Origin of the sequence: Piscinibacter gummiphilus, assembly GCF_002116905.1 — a bacterium.
GTDB classification, from domain to species: domain Bacteria; phylum Pseudomonadota; class Gammaproteobacteria; order Burkholderiales; family Burkholderiaceae_C; genus Rhizobacter; species Rhizobacter gummiphilus.
In genome coordinates, this window is record NZ_CP015118.1 from 6,358,380 (window position 1) to 6,383,075 (window position 24,696).

At 71.3% G+C, this 24,696-nt stretch carries 23 protein-coding genes; 13 read left to right on the plus strand and 10 right to left on the minus strand.

Annotated features, from left to right (window positions below; genetic code table 11):
• Nucleotides 1–30: 30 nt before the first annotated feature.
• Both A4W93_RS29975 and A4W93_RS29165 read right to left on the minus strand, forming a co-directional pair.
• The gene (locus A4W93_RS29975) at nucleotides 31–189 is read right to left on the minus strand and encodes a hypothetical protein (RefSeq protein WP_157131808.1); all 159 of its coding nucleotides are present in this window, start codon (nucleotides 187–189) and stop codon (nucleotides 31–33) included.
• A 144-nt stretch (nucleotides 190–333) separates the two neighbouring features.
• Nucleotides 334–1,047, minus strand: coding sequence for a helix-turn-helix transcriptional regulator (locus A4W93_RS29165; RefSeq protein WP_169726602.1), 714 nt, complete (start codon nucleotides 1,045–1,047; stop codon nucleotides 334–336).
• A 331-nt stretch (nucleotides 1,048–1,378) separates the two neighbouring features.
• On the opposite strand from A4W93_RS29165, the gene A4W93_RS29170 reads away from it, so the two are divergent.
• Nucleotides 1,379–1,645 carry a DUF4902 domain-containing protein gene (locus A4W93_RS29170; protein ID WP_085753949.1) on the plus strand — a complete coding sequence of 89 codons (267 nt, stop codon included), beginning with the start codon at nucleotides 1,379–1,381 and terminating at the stop codon, nucleotides 1,643–1,645.
• A 12-nt stretch (nucleotides 1,646–1,657) separates the two neighbouring features.
• Here the strand turns inward: A4W93_RS29170 and A4W93_RS29175 are convergent, their stop codons facing one another.
• Genes A4W93_RS29175 through A4W93_RS29195 form a run of 5 tightly spaced genes read right to left on the minus strand, consistent with a single transcriptional unit; the run spans nucleotide 1,658 to nucleotide 6,360 of the window.
• A complete protein-coding gene (locus tag A4W93_RS29175; RefSeq protein WP_085753950.1) occupies nucleotides 1,658–2,821 on the minus strand; it encodes an ABC transporter permease in 1,164 nt (387 codons plus the stop codon).
• The gene (locus A4W93_RS29180; RefSeq protein WP_085753951.1) at nucleotides 2,818–3,591 is read right to left on the minus strand and encodes an ABC transporter ATP-binding protein; all 774 of its coding nucleotides are present in this window, start codon (nucleotides 3,589–3,591) and stop codon (nucleotides 2,818–2,820) included. Before A4W93_RS29180 ends, A4W93_RS29175 begins: the two co-directional genes overlap by 4 nt.
• Nucleotides 3,588–5,057, minus strand: a complete 1,470-nt coding sequence (locus A4W93_RS29185) for an alpha/beta hydrolase (RefSeq protein WP_085753952.1) — start codon at nucleotides 5,055–5,057, stop codon at nucleotides 3,588–3,590. Before A4W93_RS29185 ends, A4W93_RS29180 begins: the two co-directional genes overlap by 4 nt.
• Nucleotides 5,058–5,062: 5 nt before the next feature.
• Nucleotides 5,063–5,431, minus strand: coding sequence for a glutaredoxin domain-containing protein (locus A4W93_RS29190; RefSeq protein ID WP_085753953.1), 369 nt, complete (start codon nucleotides 5,429–5,431; stop codon nucleotides 5,063–5,065).
• A gap of 47 nt (nucleotides 5,432–5,478) precedes the next feature.
• Nucleotides 5,479–6,360, minus strand: a complete 882-nt coding sequence (locus A4W93_RS29195) for a pirin family protein (RefSeq protein ID WP_085753954.1) — start codon at nucleotides 6,358–6,360, stop codon at nucleotides 5,479–5,481.
• A gap of 123 nt (nucleotides 6,361–6,483) precedes the next feature.
• On the opposite strand from A4W93_RS29195, the gene gstA reads away from it, so the two are divergent.
• From gstA to A4W93_RS29220, 5 genes are all read left to right on the plus strand, one after another.
• On the plus strand, nucleotides 6,484–7,089 hold the full coding sequence (gene gstA, locus A4W93_RS29200) for a glutathione transferase GstA (protein ID WP_085753955.1): 606 nt from the start codon (nucleotides 6,484–6,486) through the stop codon (nucleotides 7,087–7,089).
• Nucleotides 7,090–7,178: 89 nt separating this feature from the next.
• A complete protein-coding gene (locus A4W93_RS30575; protein ID WP_085753956.1) occupies nucleotides 7,179–7,970 on the plus strand; it encodes an endonuclease/exonuclease/phosphatase family protein in 792 nt (263 codons plus the stop codon).
• Nucleotides 7,967–9,226 (plus strand): cardiolipin synthase ClsB, encoded by a 1,260-nt coding sequence (gene clsB, locus A4W93_RS30580; protein WP_085753957.1) that lies wholly within the window; start codon nucleotides 7,967–7,969, stop codon nucleotides 9,224–9,226. Before A4W93_RS30575 ends, clsB begins: the two co-directional genes overlap by 4 nt.
• Before the next feature lies 1 nt (nucleotide 9,227).
• Nucleotides 9,228–10,196 (plus strand): lysylphosphatidylglycerol synthase domain-containing protein, encoded by a 969-nt coding sequence (locus A4W93_RS29215; RefSeq protein ID WP_085753958.1) that lies wholly within the window; start codon nucleotides 9,228–9,230, stop codon nucleotides 10,194–10,196.
• 3 nt (nucleotides 10,197–10,199) lie between these two features.
• Nucleotides 10,200–11,990, plus strand: coding sequence for an AsmA family protein (locus A4W93_RS29220; RefSeq protein WP_085753959.1), 1,791 nt, complete (start codon nucleotides 10,200–10,202; stop codon nucleotides 11,988–11,990).
• On the opposite strand, the gene pabB is transcribed toward A4W93_RS29220, so the two are convergent.
• The gene (pabB, locus tag A4W93_RS29225; RefSeq protein ID WP_157782246.1) at nucleotides 11,977–13,374 is read right to left on the minus strand and encodes an aminodeoxychorismate synthase component I; all 1,398 of its coding nucleotides are present in this window, start codon (nucleotides 13,372–13,374) and stop codon (nucleotides 11,977–11,979) included. The two genes, A4W93_RS29220 and pabB, sit on opposite strands and share 14 nt — an antisense overlap.
• Nucleotides 13,375–13,391: 17 nt before the next feature.
• Here pabB and A4W93_RS29230 point away from each other — a divergent pair, with 17 nt between their 5' ends.
• Genes A4W93_RS29230 through opgC form a run of 5 tightly spaced genes read left to right on the plus strand, consistent with a single transcriptional unit; the run spans nucleotide 13,392 to nucleotide 18,244 of the window.
• A complete protein-coding gene (locus tag A4W93_RS29230) occupies nucleotides 13,392–13,901 on the plus strand; it encodes a chorismate--pyruvate lyase family protein (protein WP_085753961.1) in 510 nt (169 codons plus the stop codon).
• The gene (gene bioA / locus A4W93_RS29235; RefSeq protein WP_085753962.1) at nucleotides 13,898–15,202 is read left to right on the plus strand and encodes an adenosylmethionine--8-amino-7-oxononanoate transaminase; all 1,305 of its coding nucleotides are present in this window, start codon (nucleotides 13,898–13,900) and stop codon (nucleotides 15,200–15,202) included. Before A4W93_RS29230 ends, bioA begins: the two co-directional genes overlap by 4 nt.
• Entirely contained in the window at nucleotides 15,199–15,867 is a 669-nt protein-coding gene (bioD, locus tag A4W93_RS29240; protein WP_085753963.1) for a dethiobiotin synthase, read from the plus strand. Before bioA ends, bioD begins: the two co-directional genes overlap by 4 nt.
• A gap of 30 nt (nucleotides 15,868–15,897) precedes the next feature.
• Nucleotides 15,898–17,058, plus strand: a complete 1,161-nt coding sequence (gene bioF, locus A4W93_RS29245) for an 8-amino-7-oxononanoate synthase (protein ID WP_085753964.1) — start codon at nucleotides 15,898–15,900, stop codon at nucleotides 17,056–17,058.
• Between the two features lie 46 nt (nucleotides 17,059–17,104).
• Nucleotides 17,105–18,244, plus strand: coding sequence for an OpgC domain-containing protein (gene opgC, locus A4W93_RS29250; RefSeq protein WP_085753965.1), 1,140 nt, complete (start codon nucleotides 17,105–17,107; stop codon nucleotides 18,242–18,244).
• Here opgC and A4W93_RS29255 read toward each other — a convergent pair.
• On the minus strand, nucleotides 18,189–18,851 hold the full coding sequence (locus tag A4W93_RS29255) for an SGNH/GDSL hydrolase family protein (protein WP_237357646.1): 663 nt from the start codon (nucleotides 18,849–18,851) through the stop codon (nucleotides 18,189–18,191). The two genes, opgC and A4W93_RS29255, sit on opposite strands and share 56 nt — an antisense overlap.
• Nucleotides 18,852–18,985: 134 nt before the next feature.
• Here A4W93_RS29255 and A4W93_RS29260 point away from each other — a divergent pair, with 134 nt between their 5' ends.
• Both A4W93_RS29260 and A4W93_RS29265 read left to right on the plus strand, forming a co-directional pair.
• Nucleotides 18,986–21,034 (plus strand): NADPH-dependent 2,4-dienoyl-CoA reductase, encoded by a 2,049-nt coding sequence (locus A4W93_RS29260; RefSeq protein ID WP_085753967.1) that lies wholly within the window; start codon nucleotides 18,986–18,988, stop codon nucleotides 21,032–21,034.
• A 157-nt stretch (nucleotides 21,035–21,191) separates the two neighbouring features.
• On the plus strand, nucleotides 21,192–22,658 hold the full coding sequence (locus A4W93_RS29265; protein ID WP_099960014.1) for an alpha/beta hydrolase family protein: 1,467 nt from the start codon (nucleotides 21,192–21,194) through the stop codon (nucleotides 22,656–22,658).
• A 9-nt stretch (nucleotides 22,659–22,667) separates the two neighbouring features.
• Here the strand turns inward: A4W93_RS29265 and A4W93_RS29270 are convergent, their stop codons facing one another.
• Nucleotides 22,668–24,668 carry a monovalent cation:proton antiporter family protein gene (locus A4W93_RS29270; protein ID WP_085753968.1) on the minus strand — a complete coding sequence of 667 codons (2,001 nt, stop codon included), beginning with the start codon at nucleotides 24,666–24,668 and terminating at the stop codon, nucleotides 22,668–22,670.
• Nucleotides 24,669–24,696: the final 28 nt, after the last annotated feature.

The window sequence follows — 24,696 nt, forward strand, 5'->3', positions numbered from 1 at the left end:
AGAGTCACGAACGATGAGGGCGTGCGCCGCTCACCAGCCGCCCTTGGGCAGGGCACGCGGGCCACCCGCGCCACCGATCTGCTGCAGCAGTTCGGGCGACAGCGGCTGCGGAGCAGGCAGCGGCGTTGCGGGCTTCTGGGCTTGCTTGTCGTCGGCCTTGGGTTGAACGGTGCTGGATTGGTTTTGCATGATCTGCTCCGGTTTGGGGGTGCGTGCATCTCGTTGAATGCACGGAGCAGATTCCAGCAGTGCGACCCTTTGGTGGGTAGTGTCAGCTCTTACAGGTAGGGGCCCGCGAAGGGCCCCCGAACGCCGGTAAAACCGGGTGTGCGATCAGCGCAGAAGGCCCATGCGCAAGGCCTTCAGCACGGCCTGGTGCTTGTTCACGCAACCGAGCTTGTGCATCGCGTTGTTGACGTGAAGCACCGCGGTGCGTTCGCTGATGCCGAGGATGTTGCCCACCTCCCAGGCGGTCTTGCCTTCCATGGTCCAGCGCAGCGCCTCGAGCTCGCGCGGCGTGAGCGTGGTGACCGATTTGTCGGGCGCGACCGGCACGAAGATGCGGCCCGCGGCCTCCTGCGCATGCACCGTGAGCAGTTGCAGGTCGGCGACGATGCGCATGAGTTCGACCGGGTCGGCGGGCACGCCCTGGTCACGTTCGACGCCGAGCATGAAGTGGCGACCCTCGGGCAGGTGCAGCGCCATCGCGATGCCGGCGCGGTAGCCGAAGCGGGCCTGCTCTTCCCAGATCTCGCCCTGGCCGTCCTTCGTGTACGTGGCCTGGTTCCAGATGATGGGCACGCTCTGCCGCTTGCAATGCTGCATCACGGGGTCACGGCGCCAGTTCTCGCGGCTGAGGAAGGCCGTGCGATAGGCATCGGGGGCGTTGTCGACCGTGATGAATTCGGAGTCGGCGAGCACATGGTCGAGCACCATCGTGGCCGACACCGTCTGGAAGCCGAGCTGCTGCGTGAAACGCACGATCTCGGACAGGAACTCCTCGCGGCTGCCCGCCTGCATCACCGCCATGTAACCACTTTGAAGCATGGGCTCCTCTCGCCAAGCGCCTGACTCACCGCACCTCTCGCGCGCACCTCTCGCCCGCACCCTGGATCCACCCGGCGCATGCCTGTCGCGCGCCCCTGTCATGGTTTACAGATGCCAGGGTTTACAGCTTGTGAGGTGCCGGCCCCGGGCAAGATCATTCGCAGATCGCAATGCTCAGGGATCGTATAGCGACCCGTCAACCCCTATGACGCCCGCCTGGATCGTATGTGCTTGGCCTCCGGTGCTTTTGAACGCGCAATCCACCCCGGAATTGCATTTCGTTCACCTCGGCACCAGTGTGCTCAACCCCGGTGACCCGGAACACCCCAGCATGGGCCAGACCCTGTGGGGAAACCCCTCGTCCGCCTCCGTCGCCGGAGTCGCGTGGGACTGGGTCGAACTGCAAGAGGGTGTGTTCGCCATGGCGGACCCGCTCGGCCTCGTCACGAACCTGCGACTCGTGGGGCCGAAGGGCGAGGCCTTGTCGAACATGCAGGTGGCGCTGTACCTGAACGAACTGGTGCGCACGCTGCCGTGGCAGTCGGAGGTCTCGCGTGCGCTGCAGAGCGAGCAGATGATGCACGCCACGTCGCACTGAACGGGCGCGGCTTCAGCGCAGCGAGGCCCCGCGCAGGGACCGCGACACCGCCAGCACGCCCACGCCGGCCAGCACCACGCACACGCCGGCCGGCACGGCCATCAGCTCCCACGAGAGCGCCTCGCCCTTGAGCACGCGGGTCATCAGCGCGTGCTGGGCGAGGGCGGGCACCCACCGGTGCCAGGGCGCCTCGCCGTCCTGGTTGAAGACGGTCACGAGCGGCAGCATCGACACCACGAGCAGCAGCACCGACGTGCTCGCCTGCGCCTCCTTGAAGGTGCGGCAGCGGATGGCCACGGCCATCAGCAGCGCCGAGAGCGCACAGGCGAGCGGCAGCAGCACCGCGACGAACCAGGCCGCCTCCACCGCGCCGAACTGGAACAGCGCCTGCAGCGTGTCGCTGCGCAGCAGCCACTGCGCGGGCAGGAAGCTGAAGCAGCTCAGCACGGCGATCAGCACCGACACCGACACCACCGCCGCCCACTTGCCGAGCACCAGGGCCCAGCGCGGCGCGGGCAGCACCAGCAGCGGCTCGAGCGAACCCCGCTCGCGTTCACCCGCCGTGGTGTCGAGCGCGGCGTTGAGGGCGCCGTACAGCACGGCCATCAGCACGAAGAAGGGCAGCATCGACGTCAGCTGCGCGGCGCGCGACTGCTGGCTCGCGAGGTCGCGCCCGGCGAGGTCCACCGGTTCCAGCACCTGGGCCGACACGCCCCGAAGCGCGAGCGCCAGCAGCCCGCGTTCGCGCGAGAAGCCCTCGACGAGCCGGCGCACCCGCGCCGCGCCGGCCTCGGCCTGGCGGTTGCCGCTGTCGGACACCAGCTCCAGCACGGGCTGGTCGCCGTGCAGCAGCGCGTCCTCGAACCCTTCCGGCACGACGAGCACGGGTTCGCCGAACTTCGAGCGCCGCAGCCGGTCCTCGTAGTCCGCCGGCGGCGCCTCGATGGCGTAGGTCTGGCGTTCGATGAAGTTGCGCAGCGTGGGCGCGTGTTCGATGCCGTCCACCACCACCACGCGCTTCTCCGCCTGCGTCTCGAACTGCGCGAGCAGCCCCGACAGCGCGATCAGCACCAGCGGCCCGAGCAGCACGCTCGACACCAGCACGACCATCAACGTGCGCCGGTCGCGCAGCGCGTCGACGATCTCCTTGCAGTACACCGTCCACACCGCCTTCATGGCGCGGCCTCCCCGGGGTAGGCGAGGGCGACGAACGCTTCCTCGAAGTCGGTCTCGAGCGTGGACGCGAGCAGCTCGTCCACCGTGCCCGAGGCCACGGTGCGCCCGTGCGAGACGATCACGACGCTGTCGCAGAGCCGCTCCACCTCCTGCATGATGTGTGTCGAGAAGACGATGCACTTGCCCCCGCCCTCCGGCGAGCACAGGTGGTGCAGCGTTTCGCGCAGCGCCCGCGTGGCCATCACGTCGAGGCCGTTGGTGGGTTCGTCCAGCACGATGTTCGCCGGGTCGTGCACCAGCGCGCGGGCCAGCGCCGTCTTCATGCGTTCGCCCTGGCTGAAGCCGTCGGTGCGGCGGTCCAGCAGCCGCGTCAGGTCGAGCACCCGCGCGAGTTCGGCCGCGCGCGCCTCGGCGGCGTCGCGGGTCATGCCCTGCAGCCGGCCGAAGTACACGATGTTCTCGCGGGCCGTGAGGCGCGGGTACAGGCCGCGCGCATCGCTCAGCACGCCCATGCGTGCGATGGCGCCGCGCGGGTCGCGTTTCACGTCGATGCCGTCCACCGCCATGCGGCCGCCGTCGGGTTCGATCAGGCCGGCGAGCATGCGCAGCGACGTGGTCTTGCCCGCGCCGTTCGGACCCAGCAGCCCGAGGATGTGCCCGTCCGGCGCGGTGAAGCTCACGTCGACGACCGCATGCACCGGCCCGGCGGCCGGGCGCAGGAAGCGGCGTGGCGCGGGGAAGTTCTTCACGAGGTGTTCGACGCGGATCATGGCTTCGCCTCCGCGGGCAGGCGCACGGGGCGCAGGGCCGGGGGCCGCGGCACGCCCTTCGCGCAGGACGTGTCCACGCGCAGCGCGGTGGCGTCGTCGGGCGCGTCGATGAAGCGGAACCACACGTCGCGCAGGCAGCCGAGCGACAGCAGGCCGTGCCCGGCGTTGTCGACCACCACGTGCCGCGCGTTCGATCCCAGCGCCGTGGCGACCCGTTCGGCATGGCGGGGCGGCGTGGCCGGGTCGAGGCCGCCGCTCAGCAGCAGCACCGGCGCCGGGCTCGGCGGCACGGTGTAGAACGCCGGCGGCACCTCGCCGCGCGGCCATTCGGCGCACACGCGGCGGTACAGCTGCAGCTGGCCGTCGCCGAAGTCCTTGCCGCGGCCCTCGGCGTGGCCGGCGAGGCGGGGCACGTCCTCCGCGCACACCACCGAGAAGTGCATGCCGGCGGCGATGGTGCCAGCCTTGCCCGAGAACAGGCTGCTGCCGAGGCCCATGAGCCCTTCCAGGCGCCCCGCCGCGGCGTCGTGCAGGGCAGCCGGCAACGCGGAGGACAACACCGGCGCGTACAGCGCGCCCCGCACCGTCGACAGCACGATCTCGCGCGTGAGCGTGAGGCGCTCGGGCCGTCCGGTGAGCGGGTGGGCCACCTCGACCGGCCGGGGCAGGCCCGACAGCAGCTTCGCCCAGTCCTCGCGCAGGTTCGGGAAGTCGGCCGCGCAGCCCGGCTCGCGGGCGCAGGCCTCCAGCAGCGCGTCGAGCACGGCCTGGCTGTCGAGCGACTGGCTGGCCGGCAGCACCATGTCGGGCGGGGCCACGCCGTCGAGCACCACGCGGCGCACGTGGCGCGGGAACTGGCGGAGGTAGTCGAGCGCCGCGCGGGTGCCGTAGGACGCGCCGACGAGGTTGATGCGTTCGGCGCCCAGCTGGACCCGCACCGCGTCGAGGTCCTGCATCGCGAGGGGCGTGGCGAAGAACTTCAGGCCGTCGACACCGCCGAGGTTCTTTCGGGCGCCGAGGCGGTCGCGGCAGGCCATCAGCTGGCGGAACTGGCGGTCGGGGTCGGTCTGGTCGGCCACGGCCTGGTGGCGCGGGTCCTCGCAGTCGAGCGGCTCGGAGCGGCCGGTCCCGCGCTGGTCCACGAACACGATGTCGCGCCGGTTGTTCAGGCGCTGGAACAGCGGCAGCACCTGGGACAGCACCGACGAAGCGCTCTGCCCCGGACCGCCGGGAATCAGGAAGACGGGGTCGTCGAACTTGCGCCGCGCGAGCGCCGGCACCACCACGTAGCGCACGTCGATGGCGGGGCCGTCCGGCCGGGCCGGGTCGAGCGGGCGGCGCACCGAACCGCACATCACCTCGAAGCGGTGGCCGTCGATGCGGCACGGCTGCAGCTGCGCCTGCGCGGAGGGCAGGGCACCCGCCAGCAGAGCGAGGCCAGCGAGGGCGCGCGACAGGGCTCGCATCGGGCTCAGGCGCCCAGCAGCCGCTTCAGCTCGCCGCTGTCGATCAGGCGCTGCAGGTCGGCGTTGCCGCCCACGAGGCTGCCCTTCACGAACACCATCGGGAACGTGGGCCAGCCCGTCCACATCTTCAGCGCGTTGCGCCGGCGCCATTCGGAAAAGTAGCTGCCGTACTCGAGGTACTGGTGGCTCACGCCGGCCGCGTCGAGCGCGCGCCGCGCCTTGCGGCACTCGGGGTTCATCGCCATGCCGACGACGAGCACCGGGTTCGACCCCGCGGCCGCCTGCACGTTGTGCACGATGTCGGCGTTCAGGTTCGCGACCTGGTCGCGCACCGCGGGGTGGATTCGGGTCTCGTCGAGGACTTGACGGGGCATCGGCTGGCTCCAGGCTCGGAAGGAGCCCGAAGGTTAGCCGATGCCGTTCACGTCGCCAGCGCGCCCGACTGGAAGTCCCGGAAGGCCTGGTGGATCTCGGCCTCGGTGTTCATCACGAACGGACCGTACTGCACGATGGGCTCGTTCAGCGGCTTGCCGGCCACGATCAGCACCCGCACCGGCTCGTCCGACGCCGAGTCGACGCGCACGCCGTCCGCGCCCGCCGTGTTCGCGAGGATCGCCATGCGGTCGGTCTCGACCCGCGTGCCCGCCACGTCGGCCGCGCCGCCGAACACGTAGACGAACGCGTTGTGCGTCGCCGGGATCGGCTGCTCGAACGACGTGCCCGGGGGCAGCGTCACGTCCAGGTACAGCGGCTCGGTCGTCGGGCGTGTCACGGCCCCGCGGGTGCCGCGGGTCTCACCGGCCAGCACGCGCACGGTGACCCCGTCGTCCAGCGTCAGGAACGGCACGTCCGCGGGCGGCACGTCCTGGTAGCCCGGCGCGGTCAGCTTGTCCTTCGCGGCGAGGTTGACCCACAGCTGGAAGCCGGCCATGCGGCCTTCTTCCTGCTCGGGCATCTCCGAGTGCAGGATGCCCCGGCCGGCCGTCATCCACTGCAGGCTGCCCGGTTCGAGCAGGCCGACGTTGCCCACGCTGTCCTGGTGGCGCATGCGCCCGGCCAGCATGTACGTGACGGTCTCGAAGCCGCGGTGCGGGTGCGTCGGGAAGCCGCCGATGTAGTCGCTCGCGGCATCGCTGCCGAAGGCGTCCAGCATCAGGAACGGGTCCAGCCGGCGCTGCAGCGGCTGCGTCAGCACGCGGGTCAGCTTGACGCCGTCGCCGTCGGAGGTGGGTTGGCCTCGCACCTGCCGTTCGACGGTGCGGGACTGGGTCAACGAAACGAGGGTGGGGGTAGAGGTGTTCATGGGTTCAATGTAGGTCCGCGGGCGGCGATTGGAAGGCGGCTGGTTTGATGCCATCGCTCAAACGGATTGCATGGTCGCCCGCGGCGTTCTAATGTCGGTCTTCCCCGTCCCGATGGAGTCCGCATGAAGCTCTACTACAGCCCCGGCGCGTGTTCGCTGTCCCCCCACATCGTGCTGCGCGAGTCCGGCCTCGCCTTCGACCTGGTGCGCACCAGCACCAAGACGCACAAGATGGACGACGGCACCGACTTCTACTCGATCAACCCGAAGGGGGCCGTCCCCGTCCTCGAGATCGCCAACGGCGAGCGCCTGACGGAAGGCCCCGTGATCGTCCAGTACATCGCCGACCAGGTGCCGCAGAAGCAGCTCGTGCCGCCCGCCGGCACCATGGCGCGCTACCGCGTGCAGGAGTGGCTCAACTACATCACCAGCGAGCTGCACAAGTCGTTCGGCCCGCTGTTCACGCCCACCATGCCCGCCGACGGCAAGGACGTGCTCAAGGGCTGGATCGCCCACCGCCTCAAGTGGGTCGACGGCCAGCTCGCCGGCAAGCAGTACCTCACCGGCGACACCTTCACGGTGGCCGACGCCTACCTCTACACGGTGGTCAACTGGACCAAACACGTGGGCATCTCCACGGACGAACTGCCCAACCTGCTGGCCTTCATGGCGAGAGTGGGCGCACGCCCCGCGGTGGGTGAGGCGCTGAAGGCCGAAGGGCTCGTCTGATGCCCCGATGAGGGGCGCGCCGTGGGCCTGCATCGGCCCTCGGCGTTTTCCTACAGCCCCGGACCGGCCGAATCGGTACAACTCGGGGAATGAGCCAGAACCCTCCGTCGGCGGCCCGACCGTCGACCGATTTCTCCTTCAAGGTCCTGACGGTGAACACCCACAAGGGGTTCACCGCGCTGAACCGACGCTTCATCCTCCCCGAGCTGCGCGAGGCGGTGCGGGCGGTCTCGGCCGACGTGGTGTTCCTGCAGGAAGTGCAGGGCACCCACATGCGGCACGCCGAACGCTTCACCAACTGGACGGAAGCGCCACACTACGAGTTCCTCGCCGACTCGATCTGGCCGCAGTTCGCGTACGGCCGCAACGCCGTGTACCCGCACGGGCACCACGGCAACGCGGTGCTGTCGAAGTACCCGATCGTCCACCACGAGAACCGCGACGTCTCCATCGGCGGTCCGGAACGGCGCGGCCTGCTGCACGTCGTGATGAAGGTGCCGGGGCGCGAGGACAAGCCCCAGATCCACGCCATCTGCGTGCACCTGAGCCTGCAGGAGGCCCACCGCCGCAAGCAGATGGACATGCTCTGCGAGATGGTCCGCACCGAGGTGCCCGACGACGCGCCGCTGCTCGTCGCCGGCGACTTCAACGACTGGCGGCGCAACGCCCACCGCATCCTCGAGAAGGGCGCGGGCCTGCACGAGGTGTTCGTGCGCGCCACCGGCAAGTCGGCCCGCACCTTCCCCGCCCGCTTCCCCGTGCTGCAGCTGGACCGCATCTACGTGCGCAACGCGCGCGTGCACGCGCCGTTCGTGCTGCCGCGCAAGCCCTGGTCGCACCTGTCCGACCACGCACCGCTCGCCGCGGAGATCGCGCTGTGAACTCGCGCTGGACCCAGGGCAACCGCTTCGGGCTGCTCGAAAACGGCGAGGAATTTTTCCCGGCCGTGTTCGACGCCATCCGTGCCGCGCGGCGCGAGGTGGTGCTCGAGACCTTCATCTGGTTCGAGGACAAGGTGGGCAACGAACTGCAGCGGGTGCTGATCGACGCCGCGAAGCGGGGCGTCACGGTGGACGTGCTGGTCGACGGCTTCGGCTCGTCCGAGCTGACGCCCGCCTTCATCGCCGCGCTGACGGATGCCGGCGTGCGTTTCCGCGCGTTCGACCCGAAGCCGCGTGTCCTCGGGATGCGCACGAACGTGTTCCGCCGCATGCACCGCAAGATCGTCGTGGTCGACGAGACCATCGCGTTCGTGGGCGGCATCAACTACTCGGCCGACCACCTCGCCGACTTCGGCCCCCAGGCCAAGCAGGACTATTCGGTGCGGATCGAAGGCCCCGTCGTCGCCGAGATCCGCACCTTCGCCCGCAACGCGATCGCGGTGCCCGACGACGGCCAGCGTCGGTGGTACCAGCGCCGCCCGCACCTGCACCGTGATGCGCCGCAGCCGGAGCCCGGCACGGCCAGCGCCCTGTTCGTCACGCGCGACAACCAGTCGCACCGCACCGACATCGAACGGCACTACCGCGCGGCGATCCGCTCGGCCCGCAAGGACGTCATCATCGCCAACGCGTACTTCTTCCCCGGCTACCGGCTGCTCAAGGAGATGCGCAAGGCGGCCCGCCGCGGCGTGCGCGTGCGCCTGATCCTGCAGGGCGAACCCGACATGCCCATCGTCAAGATGGCCGCGGCGATGCTGTACGACCACCTGCAGCGCGCCGGTGTCGAGATCCACGAGTACTGCAAGCGCCCGCTGCACGGCAAGGTGGCGCTGGTGGACGACGAATGGTCCACCGTGGGCTCCAGCAACCTCGACCCGTTGAGCCTGTCGCTGAACCTCGAGGCCAACGTCGTGATCCGCGACCGCGGCTTCAACCAGCACCTGCGCGAGCGGCTCGAGTACCTCATGGAACACGCCTGCACGCAGGTCACGGCGGACCGGCTGCCGCGTCGCAACGCCTGGCACATCGTGCGCAGCTTCTTCGTCTTCCACTTCCTGCGCCGCTATCCCGCCTGGGCGGGTTGGCTGCCGGCGCACGTGCCCAAGGTGGTGGTGCCGAAGCCCGAGCCCGACACCCCCTCGATCGCGAACCTCGCCGGCATGACCCACGCGACCGAGTCCGCGGAGTCGCGCTGACATGCAGACCGCCGCCGCACGCCACCCGCACGCGCCACACCGGACCTGGTGGCCGGTGGCGAAGCGGGGCCTCGCGTTCGCGTTCTTCGCCCTGGTCGCCTGGCTGCTCGTGCGCCAGGCCCGCACCATCGACTGGAGCGCGGTGGGCGTGTCGATGGCCGAGCTGCCCGTGCCGGTGCTGCTGCTGGGGGCGCTGCTCGCCGCCGGCAGCCACGTCCTCTACAGCACCTTCGACCTGTTCGGCCGCCACCTGACCGGCCACCATCTGCACACGGGCCGCGTGATGCTCGTGACCTTCATCAGCTACGCCTTCAACCTGAACTTCGGCGCGCTCGTGGGCGGCATCGCGTTCCGCTACCGCCTCTATGCGCGGCTGGGCCTCGGGGGTGCGGCGGTCACGCGCGTGCTCACCGTGAGCATGCTGACGAACTGGCTCGGCTACCTGGTGCTCGCGGGCCTCGTGTTCCTGCTGCACCCGATCCCCGTGCCACCCACCTGGCCCATCGAGTCGGGCGACCTGCAGTGGCTCGGCTTCCTGCTGCTCGGTGTCGCCGCGGCCTACCTGCTGGCCTGCGCCACGCTGAAGCGGCGCCGGTGGACGGTGCGCGGGCACGAGGTGATCCTGCCGTCCGGCCGCCTCGCGCTGCTGCAGCTGGCGGTGTCGATGGTGAACTGGATGCTGATCGCCGGCGTGGTGTTCGTGCTGCTGCAGGGCCGTGTCGAGTACGCGGCCGTGCTGGGCGTGCTGCTCGCGGCCGCCGTGGCCGGCGTGATCGCCCATGTGCCCGCGGGGCTCGGCGTGCTGGAGGCGGTGTTCGTGGCCCTGTTGTCGCCGGCCATTCACGCCGACCAGCTGCTCGCCACGCTGATCGTCTACCGCGCTCTGTACTACCTCGTGCCGCTGGCGGTGGCGAGTGCCGCGTACCTGTGGGTGGAGACCCGGGCCAGGAACCTGCGCATGACACACTAGGGCATGACCCGTCCCGGCCCGAAAACCCTGACCTTCCTGGGCCTGGCCGCGGCCGTCGCCGGGCTCGCCTTCGCGTGGGACTGGAACTGGTTCCGGGGACCGCTGGAGCGGCACCTCGCCGAACAGTCCGGCCGCGCGGTGCACATCGGTGACCTCCACGTCGCGTTCGACCGTGGGCTCGACCCCACGGTGCGCCTGCGCGACCTGCACATCGACAACGCCCCCTGGGCCCGCGCCACCGCCGGCAAGCCGTTCGCGAAGGCGGGGGAGGTGGCCTTCACGTTCGCGTGGCGCAGCCTCATCGAACGCCGCCCCGTCGTCTCGCACCTGCTGCTGGTCGACGCCGACGTGTCGCTCGAACGCCGCGCCGACGGCCTGCGCAACTGGCGGCTGCGCAACCCCGACGACCGCGGTCCCGGCAAGTTCAAGTTCCTGCGCCTGGAAGCCCACCAGAGCCGGCTGCGCTTCGCCCACGAGGGCATCGGCCTCGACGTGCGCACCGCCGCCACCGACCTGCCGCCCGCGGCCGCACCGCTCACGAGCCGCATCGCCTTCGAAGGCACCTGGCGCGAGGCCCCGTTCACCGGCTCGGCCGACACGTCCCGCGTGCTGACCTTCCTGGAGACCGGCGAGGCCTTTTCGCTGCGCGGCCACGGCCAGTCCGGCAAGACCCGCCTCGACGCCGACGGGCAGGTCACGGACCTGTTCAAGCTCGACGGGGTCGAGGCCGACCTGACCCTGTCGGGGCCGTCGCTCGCCGACGTGCGCCGCCTGCTGCCCCAGGCCTGGCCCGAGACGGCGGCGTACACGGCCCGTGCGCGGCTGTCGAAGGCCACGGACCAGTGGCACTTCACCGACGTGCGCGCCGACGTCGGGACATCCGACGTGGCCGGCGAACTGCACTACAACGCCCATGCCGACCGGCCGTACCTCGAGGCGACGCTGACGAGCCGCACCACCCGCATCGAGGACGTGTGGCCCGAGCGCGAACAACCCTCCGCCCCGTCGGAGGGCGGGAAGGCCGACGACGACTCCCCGCCGCTGCGCGACTTCGACGGCGAGGTGACGTTGCTCGTGCGATCGCTGCACGTGTCCGGCCTGCCCCCGCTCAGCCAGGTGCGCGTGAAGGCCCACCTCGACGACGGCCTGCTCGACCTGTCGCCGGTGCAGTGGCAGCTCGCGGGCGGCCAGGCCCAGGGCCTCGCGGTCTACGACACGCGCCAGCGGCCCGCCACGCTGCGCGCCGAACTCGCGTGGCGCAACCTGCGGCTCGAACAGCTGCTGCCGCCACTGCCCGACGACGGCGAGGCCACGGGCCCGGTCTCGGGCGAGTTCAAGCTCACGAGCCACGGCGCCTCGGCCCGCACGCTGCTCGCGAACGCCACCGGGCGTGCGACCGCGCTGCTCAAGGGCGGCCGGCTGTCGGCGGGCCTCGACGCGCGCCTCGCGCTGAACGGCGGCAAGCTGCTGCGGGCCGCGATGGGCGGGCCGGCGGACGTGCCCATCCTGTGCGCGCGTGCCGACGTCCAGCTGAAGGACGGGCAGGGCGAGGTCTTCCCGCTGCTGCTGGACACGGCGCAGACCCGCATCGACGGCCGCGGCCGCGTCGACCTCGCGAAACGCCACGTCGACCTGCTGCTCACGCCACGGCCGAAGCAGACGGCGCCACTCTCGCTCGACCGCTCGCTGCACGTGACCGGCACGCCCGACAAGTTCGACGTGGCGCTCGTGAAGCAGGAGGCCATCGAGCCGCAGGTGGCCTGCGACGCGCCGGCGGCGGTCAAGCCGCGCTGATCCGCCCGGACAGCACCTCGACCAGCAGCCTCCCCTTCGCGAAGGTCTCGTCGAGTTCGGACTGCGGCAGCGAGTCGGCCACCACCGCACCGCCCACCTGCACCATCACCCGCCCGCCGGCGATCACCGCGGTGCGGATCACCACCGACAGGTCCATCGCGCCCGACGCGTCGAGGTAGCCGATGGCCCCCGCGTACGGGCCGCGCCGCACGGGCTCCAGCGACTCGATGATCTCCATCGCCCGCACCTTCGGCGCCCCGGTCATCGAGCCGGGCGGCCAGCAGGCACGCAGCAGATCGGCGGCACCCAGGCCCTCGCGCAGGCGGGCTCGGATGGTCGACACCATCTGCCAGACGCTCGGGTGCGGCTCGATCTCGAACAGGCGCTCGACCGCGACGCTGCCGGTGTCGGCGACGCGGCCCAGGTCGTTGCGCATCAGGTCCACGATCATCACGTTCTCGGCGCGGTCCTTCACGCTGGCGGCGAGGTGGTCGCGGCGGGCCTCGTCGTCCGCGGGGTCCGCGCCGCGCGCGAGCGTGCCCTTGATCGGACGGGCCACCACGTCGCGGCCGGACAGCTTGAGGAAACGCTCGGGCGAGACACTCGCGATCGCGAGGTCCGCGCTCTCCAGGTAGGCCGAGAACGGCGCCGGGTTCGCCGCGGTCAGCCCCGTGTAGAGCGCCCAGGGGTCGCCGTCGAACGCGCCTTCGAGACGGTGCGACAGGTTGGCCTGGAAGATGTCGCCCGCGGCGATGTAGTCGAGCACCCGCTGCACGTCGGCGAGGTACGTGGCCGGCGGCGTGCGCGAGACGAGCGGCGCCGCCTGGAAGGCGCCGGGCGCGGGGTCCGGTCCGGCGGCGCGCTCGCGGGTCTCGGCCCACACGGCCTCGCGGCCGGCGGCACCGGTCCAGTCCCAGTGCGTGGTGGCGTCCCACCAGCGGTCCGCCGCGTGGTCGTAGGCCAGCACGTGGTCGCACAGGTGCAGGCGCAGCCGGGGCAGGGCGGGGTCGGCCGCCGCGATCACGGGCAGCCGCTCGACGTGGCGAGCGAGGTCGTAGCCGATGAACCCGGCGAGGCCCCCCGCGAACGGCACCGCATGCGGCACGCCGTGGGCGATGCGGCCCAGCACCGCGCGCAAGGCGTCGAACGGGTCGCGCCAGGTGTCGAGCAGCACCCCGTCGGCGCGGCGCAGCGTCGTCTCCTGTTCCCCGGTCTCCAGCGTGGCCACCGGCGGACCGGCCACGCAGGACCAGCCGGACAATCCCGGCATCGCCTTGCTGCTTTCCAGCAGCACCGCGTCGCCGCGGCCGCGCAGGCGCGCGCACACCGCCTGCGGCGACGCGGTGAGGTCAAGGGGTACGATCCTGGGCGTCAACTTCGGCAACACGAGATCCTGGGCGCATGAGTGTAGAGCGACAACTTTTCCCCTCCGACCCGCGTCACGCCCCGCTGCTGCGGGCGCTGCTGGCGCTGGACGGATCCACGACGCGGGTGTGCGAGGCGCTGGCCCAGCGTCCCGTCACCGTGCAGCTGCACCACCAGCGGCAGACCACCGACGTGCCCGTGGCCGTGCGCGAGCAGCTCGGCGGCGACCGCTGGCTGGAGCGGGTCACCAGCCTGCACGCGCACGGCCGCGTGATGATGGACAACCTGTCGTACACGCGCCTCGACGCCGTGCCCGACTGGTTCCTGTCGGGCCTCGACGCCGGCCAGGCGCCGGTGGGCCACCTGCTCGGCAAGCTGTTCGTGCAGCGCGAGGGCATGCCCGGGTCCGCCGACGTCGCCCAGGCGCTGTGGTCCCGCGTGGGCCTGCCCGACACGCGGGCCAGCCGCTGCTACCGCGTCGTCACGCCCGAGTCGCCGCTGATGCTGATCTTCGAGGTCTACCGCGATGGGATGGTGCAGCGATGAGCCCCTTGACCGAACGCAGCCTGAAGGCGGTCTGGCACCCCTGCAGCCAGATGAAGCATCACGAGACCGTGCCGCTGCTGCCCATCGCCCGCGCCGAGGGGCCCTGGCTCGTCGGCACCGACGGCCGCCGCTACCTCGACGGCATCAGCTCGTGGTGGGTGAACCTCTTCGGGCATAACCACCCGCACATCGTGCAGGCGCTCACCGAGCAGCTCGGCACGCTGTCGCACGTGATGCTGGCCGGCTGCACGCACGAGCCGGTGGTCGCGCTGTCCGAACGCCTCGCGGCCCTCACGGGCCTCGGCCACGCGTTCTACGCGAGCGACGGCGCCGCGGCCACCGAGATCGCGCTGAAGATGAGCGCGCATTACTGGCGCAACCGCGGCCGCGCCGAGAAGTGCCGCTTCATCGGCCTCGAACACGGCTACCACGGTGAAACGGCCGGGGCGCTGTCGGTCACCGACATCCCGCTGTTCCGCGAAGCCTACGGCCCGCTCGTGCGCGTGAGCGCGGTCGTGCCGAGCCCGGACGCGCGCCTGGCCGCGCCCGGTGTCTCCGCCGTCGACCACGCACGCCACTGCGCCCGCGCGCTCGAGGCGTACCTCGAACTGCATCACCACGAGACGGCCGCGTTCATCGTCGAGCCGCTGGTGCAGTGCGCCGCCGGCATCGCGATGCACGACCCCGAGTACCTGCGCCTGGCACGCGACCTGTGCGACCGCTTCGAGGTGCACCTCGTGGCCGACGAGATCGCCGTGGGCTTCGGGCGCACGGGGACGATGTTCGCGCACCAGCAGGCCGGCATCGTGCCCGACCTCGTGTGCCTGTCGAAGGGCCTCACCGGCGGCACGATGGCGCTGTCGGCCGTGCTGTGCACCGACGACCTCTACGCCGCCTTCTACGACGACAGCACGGCCCGCGGTTTCCTGCACTCGCATTCGTACACCGGCAACCCGCTGGCGTGCCGCGCGGCGCTCGCCACGCTGGAGATCTTCGACCAGCAAGACTGGTTCGCGCGCAACCGCGCCACCGCGGCGCGCCTCACGGCGCTGTGCGAACCGCTCGCGAACCACGCGCGCGTGAAGACCTTCCGCCAACTCGGCATGCTGTGGGCGTTCGACGTGGACACCGCGGACCCGGCGTTCTCGCGCCGTTTCTACACCGCCGCGCTCGGGCACGGCCTGATGCTGCGGCCCATCGGGTCCACGCTGTACTTCATGCCGCCGTACGTGATCGACGAGGCGGCATCCGCGCAACTCGCCGAAGGTTCGCTGAAGGCGCTGGAGGAGGCCCTGGCATGAGCTTCTTCGTCACGGGCACCGACACCGAAGTCGGCAAGACCCTCGTCAGCTGCGCGTTCGTGCACCACCTGCGCAAGACCCACGCGCGGGTGGTCGGCATGAAGCCGGTGGCCGCGGGCACCGTGGACACGCCGCACGGCCCCGACAACGAGGACGCCGTCGCGCTGCGCGCCGCGGGCTCGGTGGCGGTGCCGCGCGAACTCGACAACCCGTACTGCCTGCCACTGCCGATGTCGCCGCACCTCGCGGCCCGCGCGGCCGGCCAGGTGATCGACCTCGACCTGCTCGCCGACCGCTACCGCCAGCTCGCCGCGCTCGCGGACGTGGTGGTGGTGGAGGGCGCCGGCGGCTTCCACGTGCCGCTGAACGACACCCAGACCGGTGCCGACCTGGCCCAGCGCCTGGGCCTGCCGGTGGTGATGGTGGTGGGCCTGCGCCTGGGCTGCCTCAACCACGCGCTGCTGACGGCCGAAGCCATCCGCGCGCGCGGGCTGAAGCTCGCCGGCTGGGTCACCAACCGCATCGACCCGGCGATGTCCGCGGCCGACGACAACATCGCCTACCTGAGCGACCGACTCGGCGCGCTGCCATGGGCCGACGTGCCACGCATGAACACCCCTCGCCCGGAACAGGTCGTGTGGCGCCCGGAGGCCGGACGCGCCTAAGATGCCGGATTGCCCGCTCCACTGCTTCCGATGACCGACCCGCTCGCCGCCTTCGAACACGACCTCGCCCAACTCGCCTCGGCCCACCTGATCCGCAAGCGTCCCGCCGTCGAGGCGGTGGAGGGCGCGCACCTGCGCGTCGCCGGGCAGAACGTGCTCGCGTTCTGCAGCAACGATTACCTGGGCCTCTCGCAACACCCCGCACTGGTCGAGGCGGCGCAGCGCGGCGCGGCGAAGTACGGCGTGGGCGCGGGTGCATCGCCGCTCGTCAGCGGCCACAGCGACGCGCACGAGGCGCTCGAACGCGAACTCGCCGAGTTCACCGGCCACCAGCGCGCGCTGTACTTCGGCTCGGGCTATGTCGCGAACATCGGCATCATCCCGTCACTCGTCGGCCGCGGCGACGCCGTGTTCTCCGACGCGCTGAACCACGCGTGCCTGATCGACGGCGTGCGGCTCTCGCGTGCCGAGACCCACGTGTACCCGCACAACGACCTCGCCGCGCTCGCGCGTGCGCTCGAGGGCAGCACCGCACGCCGCAAGCTGATCGTCACCGACGCGGTGTTCAGCATGGACGGCGACGTGGCCCCGCTGCGCGAGATGATGGTGCTGTGCGAACGCCACGACGCGTTCCTGATGATCGACGACGCCCACGGCTTCGGCGTGCTGGGCCCGGACGGCCGCGGCACCGCGGCCCACCTCGGCATCGACTCGCCACGCCTCGTCTACATGGCCACGCTGGGCAAGGCCGCGGGCAGTGCCGGCGCGTTCGTGGCCGGCCACGCCACCCTCGTCGAGTGGATCATGCAGCGCGCGCGCAGCTACATCTTCGCCACGGCCACGCCGGCGCTCGTCGCCGAGGTGCTGCGTGCGTCGGTGAAGGTGATCCGCGAGGAAGGCTGGCGGCGAGAGCACCTCACGCGCCTGATCGCGCGGCTGCGCGAAGGCACGGCCAGCCTGCCCTGGGAGCACCCCGAGTCGTTCACCGCGATCCAGCCGCTGATCATCGGCGGCAACGCGGAAGCGCTCGCCGCCATGACCGCGCTGCGCGAACGCGGCATCTGGGCACCGGCCATCCGCCCGCCCACCGTGCCCGACGGCACCGCGCGGCTGCGCGTGTCGCTGTCGGCCGCCCACTCGGAAGCCGATGTCGACCGGCTCGTGGCCGCACTCCGCGACGTGGCCCGCTGACGCGGGCACGCGGGTTGCCGCGGAAGGAGGACTCACCCCGTCCTCCATGACCCGCCGCTGGGAACTCGACGCATTGCGCGGGCTGATGCTCGTGCTGATGACCCTCACGCACCTCCCCACGGCGGTGGCGAATCCGCTCGGGCAGCCGCTGGGCCACGTGTCGGCGGCCGAGGGCTTCGTGATGCTGTCGGGCTACATGGCCGGCATGGTCTACACGCTGCGCGCCCGGCGCGACGGCCTGCCCGAGATGCGCGAGGCCTTCCTGCGCCGTGCGCTGAAGATCTACGCGTGCCAAGCCGCGCTGCTCGTGTTCCTCTTCACCGTAGTGGGGTTCATCGACCTCTTCACCGACGAGACGGCCATCGGCAACCTCACGTCGTTCTTCCGCCAGGACCCGGTGGCCGCGGTGTTCGGCGCGGCGCTGCTGCTCTACAACCCGCCGTTGCTCGACATCCTGCCGATGTACATCGTCTTCATGCTGGCGAGCCCGGTGCTGCTGATGCACGGCCTGCACCAGGGCTGGACCGGCATCCTCCTCGGCAGCCTGCTGCTGTGGTTCGTCTCGCAGTTCGGCTTCGGCGGGTGGCTCTACGCGCAGGCGGTGGACCTCACCGACCTCGCCATTCCGCCGGAGGAGACCGGCTCGTTCGCGATGCTCGCGTGGCAGTTCCTCTGGGTGCTCGGGCTGTGGATGGGCGCGACGGCCGCCACGCGCCCCGGCCGTGCCCCGCCGTTCCCGCGCGCGATGGTGGCGGTGGCCGCGGTGTTCGCGGCCGTGTGTTTCGTGTGGCGCCATGCCGTGGGCCAGGTGCCCTTCGGCGACCACGCGACCCTCAACCTGCTGTTCGACAAGTGGTACCTGGGCCCGCTGCGGCTGCTCGACTTCCTCGCGCTGATGATCCTCGCGATGCACTTCGCCCCGTGGCTCAAGCAGCACCTGCCGCGGCTGCGGTTCCTCGAGGTGTTCGGGGCCGCGTCGCTCACGGTGTTCTGCGTGCACCTGATGCTGGCGCTCGTGGCGCTCGCGCTCGTGGGCGAGAGCCGGCCGGGCCGCGCCCCGTGGATCGACCCCGTGGTGCTCGGCGTGAGCTTCGCGGTGCTCTACGCGGTGGCGCGCTTCCAGCAGTGGTTCACCGCACGACGGCCGACAGCGCCTCGCGCCACACGGAGTACCCCGCCGCGTTGAGGTGCAGCGCATCGGGCAGGAACAGGTCCTTGCGGGGCTGGCCGGCCGGGTCGAGCATGGCGCTGAAGACGTCGACGTAGGCGAGGTCGGTGTCCGTCGCCAGGTAGGCGCGCGCGAGGTCGTTGGTCTCGCGCACCTGCGGCATCAGCGCGGCCCGCAGCGGGCTGGGCTTGATCGACACGTAGGCGATGCGGGTGTCGGGCAGCGAGGTGTGCACGGCGTCCACGAAGGCCTTCAGGCTCTCCACCACCTCGCGCGGCGAGCGGCCCTCGGCGAGGTCGTTGTCACCCGCGTACAGCACCACCAGGCGCGGCTTGTAGGGCAGCACGAGCTCGGGCACCCGCTCGGCGCAGTCGGCGAGGCGCGAGCCGCCGAAACCCCGCTTGATCACGGGCACGCCCTGGAACTGCGCCTCGAGCGTGTCCCACAGGCGGATGGACGAACTGCCCACGAACAACACGCCGCCGGGCTGCGGCGCGTGGGCGCGGTCTTCCGCGGCGAACGCGTCGAGCGCGGCCTGCCAGCGGCGCTGCTGCACGACGGACTTCGACGCGGGGGTGACCACCTGCGCGTGGGCGAGGGCGCCGGCCCCGAGCAGGCCGGCCACGGTCAAGGATGTCCTGATCCAATGCTTCACGGCAAATCCTCCTGACGTGAACCCTGTACGACACCGCACAAGCCATGAGTTCCGTCCATCTTGCGATTGCGCACAATGCCCCCACTCGGTGACAGTCTTTGCAGATGACCCCATACCCCCACCTCCTCGCCCCCCTGGACCTCGGCTTCACGACCCTGAGGAACCGCGTGTTGATGGGCAGCATGCACACCGGCCTGGAAGACGGCCGCCGGCATTTCGCGGCCATGGCGGCCTTCTTCGCCGAACGGGCGCGGGGCGGCGTGGGCCTGATGGTGACGGGAGGCTTCTCGCCGAACATCGAAGGCTGGGTGAAGCCCTTCGGCGGCACGCTGGCCACCTCGGGCGCGGCGAGACGCCACAGGCAGGTGACCGACGCGGTGCACGCCGAGGGCGGCAAGATCGCGCTGCAGATCCTGCACACGGGCCGCTACGGCTACAGCCCGCTGTGCGTGGCGCCGTCGCGCCTCCAGTCGCCCATCTCGCCGTTCACGCCACGCGAACTCAGCGCACGGGGCATCGAGCGGCAGATCCGCGCCTTCGTGCGCTGCGCCTCGCTCGCGCGCGACGCGGGGTACGACGGCGTCGAGATCATGGGCAGCGAGGGCTACCTGATCAACCAGTTCCTCGTCACGCACACGAATCACCGCACCGACGAGTGGGGCGGCGCCTACGAGAACCGCATGCGCCTCGCGCTCGAGATCGTGCGCCGCGTGCGCGAGGCGACCGGCCCCGACTTCATCCTCATCTACCGCCTCTCGATGCTGGACCTGATCCCCGACGGCAGCTCGTGGCCTGAGGCGGTGCAGCTCGCAAAGGCCATCGCGGCCGCGGGCGCCACGATCATCAACACGGGCATCGGCTGGCACGAGGCGCGGGTGCCCACCATCGCGACGAGCGTGCCGCGCGGCGCGTTCGCGTGGGTCACGCAGAAGATGCGGCGCGAGTTGCACGCCGCGGGTGTCACCATCCCGCTGATCACCAGCAACCGCATCAACACGCCCGAGGTGGCCGAGGAGATCCTCGCCGACGGCTGCGCCGACATGGTCAGCATGGCGCGCCCGCTGCTGGCCGACGCCGAGTTCGTCAACAAGGCCGCGCGGGGGGAGGGCGCCGACATCAACACCTGCATCGCCTGCAACCAGGCGTGCCTGGACCACACCTTCAAGGCGCAGCTGGCCTCGTGCCTCGTGAACCCGCGGGCCGGGCACGAAACGACGCTCGTGATCGCGCCCGCCGTGAAGAAGAAGCGCGTGGCCGTCGTGGGCGCGGGCCCGGCGGGGCTCGCGGCCGCCACCACCCTCGCCGAACGGGGCCATGACGTGCACCTGTTCGAGGCCGCCAACGCCATCGGCGGCCAGTTCAACATGGCCAGCCGCGTGCCGGGCAAGGAGGAGTTCGTCGAGACCCTCCGCTACTTCACGCGGCGGCTCGCCGCGACCGGCGTGTCGGTGTTCCTCGAGACCCGCGTGGATGCCGAGCGGCTGGCCGCGGGCGGCTACGACGACGTGGTGCTCGCGACCGGCGTGCGGCCGCGCGACCCGCGCATCCCGGGGAGCGACGGCCCCAACGTGCTCAGCTACGTCGACGTGCTGCTGCACGGCCGCCACGTGGGCCCGCGCGTGGCGATCGTGGGCGCCGGCGGCATCGGCTTCGACGTGGCCGAGTACCTCGTCACGCCCCCCGGCCACTCGCCCGCGCTGGACCTGGCCGCGTGGCAGGCCGAATGGGGCGTGGCGGACCCGGCCACGGTGCGGGGCGGCGTCGTGCGCGCCGCGCCCGAACCGCCGGTTCGCCAGGTGACGCTGCTGCAGCGCAAGGCCGGCAAGCTGGGCAAGGGCCTCGGCAAGACCACGGGCTGGATCCACCGGGCGGCGCTCGCGATGAAGTCGGTGGAGATGATCGGCGGCGTCAACTACGAGCGCATCGGACCGCAGGGCCTGTTCGTCACCTTCGGCGAGGACCGGCGCGACGGCACGCTGATCGAGTGCGACACGGTGGTGCTGTGCGCCGGGCAGGAGCCGCTGCGCGAGTTGCTCGAACCGCTGCGGGCCGCGGGGGTGTCGACCCACGTGATCGGCGGAGCCGACGAGGCGGCCGAGCTCGACGCGAAGCGGGCCATCGCGCAGGGGACGCGGCTGGCCGCGCGGCTCTGAACCTCGCGGAACACGCGCTCTGCCAGACAGAGCGATCCTGTCGCGGCCGGGACCGTCCGCGACGGGAAACTCCCGAGGCCCGCCGGAGGGGCGAGGCATAGGCTCGTGGGTCCGGCACACGCTCTGCCGGGCAGAACGAACCCACAGGAGCTCCGACATGCTGTATCCCCAGACATCCCGCTGGCTCGCACTGGCCGCGGCGGCCGCCACCACGTTCACCCTGTCCGCCTGCGGCGGCGACGACGACCCGGCACCGGCCGAGGAAACCCGCGCGCAGGACAGCCGCGTGTTCACGATCAAGCCGACCGATGCGACGGCCACCACCTTCGCGGCCGTGACCGGTGGCGACGCCGACTCGGCGGAATCGCGCCGCTGGGCCGGCGTGCTCGGCGGGTCCTCTTACCAGATCGAGGTGCCGAAGACCTGGAACGGCAAGCTCGTGATGTACGCCCATGGCTACGCGGGCACCGGCACGGTCGTCGGCGTGCAGACCCTCGGCGACGGGCTGCGCCGGCACCTGCTGAGCCTGGGCTACGCCTGGGCCGCGTCCAGCTACAGCAAGAACTTCTACGACGTGCGCGCCGGCATCGAGGACACCAACGCGCTCGCGCTCGAGTTCCCGAAGATCGCGGCCGCCAAAGGCCTCGCGAACCCCACGCCCACCAAGACGTTCATCATCGGCCACTCCATGGGCGGCCACATCGCCGCGGCGGCCGTCGAGGACGAGACCTTCGCCACCGCCAACCACAAGGTGAAGTACAACGGCGCCGTGCCCATGTGCGGCGTGACGGGCGACACCGAGCTGTTCGACTACCTCGGTGCCGCGCAGATCGCGGCGCACGGCCTGGCCGGCGCGGCCACCACGCCCACCACCGGCTGGGAAGGCATCAAGGGCGCCGTGGGCGCCAAGCTGTTCACCGCAGCCGCCCTGACCCCCGCCGGCCAGTACGCGTTCACCGCCGACGGCCTGAAGTGGGCCGCCGTGATGCAGAACCTGACTGGCGGCGCGCGTCCCATGTTCGACCTGGGCGTGGCGGGCTACTACACCACGGTGGTCTGGAGCACGTTCGGCGGCGACGGCACCGTCAACGGCATCTACAACCGCTTCGGCGCGGACACGAACCGCTTCACGTACCGCATCGACAACGACCCGGTCACGAGCGCCACCCTCAACGCCGGCGCGCAGAAGCTGACGGCCGCGGCGGACTACAACCGCAAGCGCAGCGATGGCCTGCGCTGGGTGCCCAAGGTGAACGGCGAGTTCAAGGTGCCGGTCGTCACCATCCACACGCTGGGCGACATGTACGTGCCGTTCAGCATGGAGCAGATCTACCGCAACCGGGCCGAGGCGAAGGGCAACGGCGGCTGGCTGGTGCAGCGCGCCATCCGGGGCATCGCCCACTGCGACTTCTCGGCCGCCGAACAGACCGAGGCCTTCGACGCCATGGTGGCCTGGGAAGCCGGCGGTCCGCGGCCGGCGGGCGACGACGTGCTCACGCCCACCACCGTCGCCAACCCGAGCTACGGCTGCACCTTCACCCGGGACGCGGCCACGGCCAACGGCGATTCGGCCGACCTCGTCACCCTGCGCAACGGGCTGAAGGTGGCCAAGCCCTGCGTCTGACGACGGGCGTCAGCCCCGCCCGAGCAGCTTGCCTTCCGCGAGGGCGAGTGGCTCGGGCAGCCCCGACAGCACGAGGGTGTCGCCCGCGGCCAGCCTGAGCTGGTCGTCGGGGCGGGTCACGGCGCCCGAGGCGCGCCGCACCGACACCACGCTGACGCCGAGCGCGTGCAGCGCCAGCGATTCGAGCGTCTCGCCCAGGCTGGCCGCGGCCGGCGGCAGGCTCACGCTGAGCAGCCGGGCCTGCTGTCGTTCGTCCACCGTGTCGTCGTCGGCGCCGTGGAAGTAGCCGCGCAGCAGGCCGTAGCGCGCGTCGCGCTGGTCCTGCACCACGCGGATCACGCGCCGCATGGGCACGCCCACCAGCGCGAGGGCGTGGCTCGCGAGCATCAGCGAGCCCTCGATGGTCTCGGGCACCACGCCGGTGGCGCCGGCCGCCTGCAGGCGTTCGATGTCGGTGTCGTCGCGCGTGCGCACGATCACCGGCACCTTCGGTGCGTGCTCCTGCACGAGGTGCAGGATCTTCAGCGCCGACAGCGTGTCGTGGTAGCTGACCACCACCGCACTCGCCCGCGCGAGACCCGCGGCCATCAGGCTCTGCAGCCGGGCCGCGTCACCGAACACCACGCTCTGGCCGGCGGCCGTGGCCTGGCGCACGCGGTCGGGGTCCAGGTCGAGTGCCATGTACGGGATGTGCTCGTGCTCCAGCAGCCGGGCGAGGTTCTGCCCGCTGCGGCCGTAGCCGGCGATGATGATGTGGGCCTCGGTGTTGATGGCGCGCTTGGCGATGCGCGTCATCGCGACGGACTGCATCAGCCAGTCGCTGGAGCTCAGCCGCATCACGATGCGGTTGCTGTACATGATCAGGAACGGCGTTGCGAGCATCGACAGCACCATGCTCGCGAGCACGGGGCTGTGCAGCCGCTCGGGTATCAGGTTCTGCGCCGTGGCCATCGACAGCAGCACGAAGCCGAACTCACCGGCCTGCGCGAGGTAGAGGCCGGTGCGCAGCGCCACCCCGGGCTGGGCGCCGAAGGCCTTCGCGAGGCCGGCCACCAGCGCGAACTTGAACACCACCGGCAGCAGGCTCAGGACCAGCACGAGGCCCCAGCGCTGCATCACGATCTCGGCGTCGAGCTTCATGCCGATGGTGATGAAGAAGAGGCCCAGCAGCACGTCGTGGAACGGGCGAATGTCGGTCTCCACCTGGTGCTTGTACTCCGTCTCGGCGATCAGCATGCCTGCGACGAAGGCGCCGAGCGCGAGGGACAGCCCCGCGTGTTCGGTCAGCCAGGCGAGGCCCAGCGTCACGAGCAGCAGGTTCAGCATGAACAGCTCCTCGCTGCGCCGGCGCGCGACGATGGTGAGCCACCAGCGCATCACCTTCTGCCCGCCCACGAGCAGCACGGTGAGCAGCGCCGCGGCCTTCAGGGCGGCGAACGCGAGCGACTGCATCAGCACCTCGGGCGACGAGCCCAGGGCCGGGATCAACACCAGCAGCGGCACCACGGCCAGATCCTGGAACAGCAGCACGCCCATGACCCGGCGGCCGTGTTCGGACTCCAGCTCGAGCCGCTCGGCCATCAGCTTGACCACGATGGCCGTGCTGCTCATCGCGAGCGCCCCGCCGAGCGCCACCGCGCTCTGCCAGCCGAGACCCCAGGACCGGCCCGCCATGGCGAACCCCCAGGCGAGCAGCACGTTGCCGGCCACGGCCGCGGCGATGGTCAGCGTCACCTGGCTCAGGCCCAGGCCGAACACCAGCGTGCGCATGCTGCGCAGCTTGGGCAGGTTGAACTCGAGCCCGATCACGAACATCAGGAACACCACCCCGAACTCGGCGAGGTAGGTGACCGACGAGGAGTCCTTCGCGAGTGCCAGCGCGTTGGGCCCGATCACCACCCCGACGGCGAGGTAGCCCAGCATGGGCGGCAGCTTGAGCGTGCGGCACAGCGCCACGCCGCCGACCGCGGCCACCAGGTACAACAACGCCAGTTCGAGGGTGGATGCCATCGGGGGGGACGGGAAGGGGGAGGGTGCC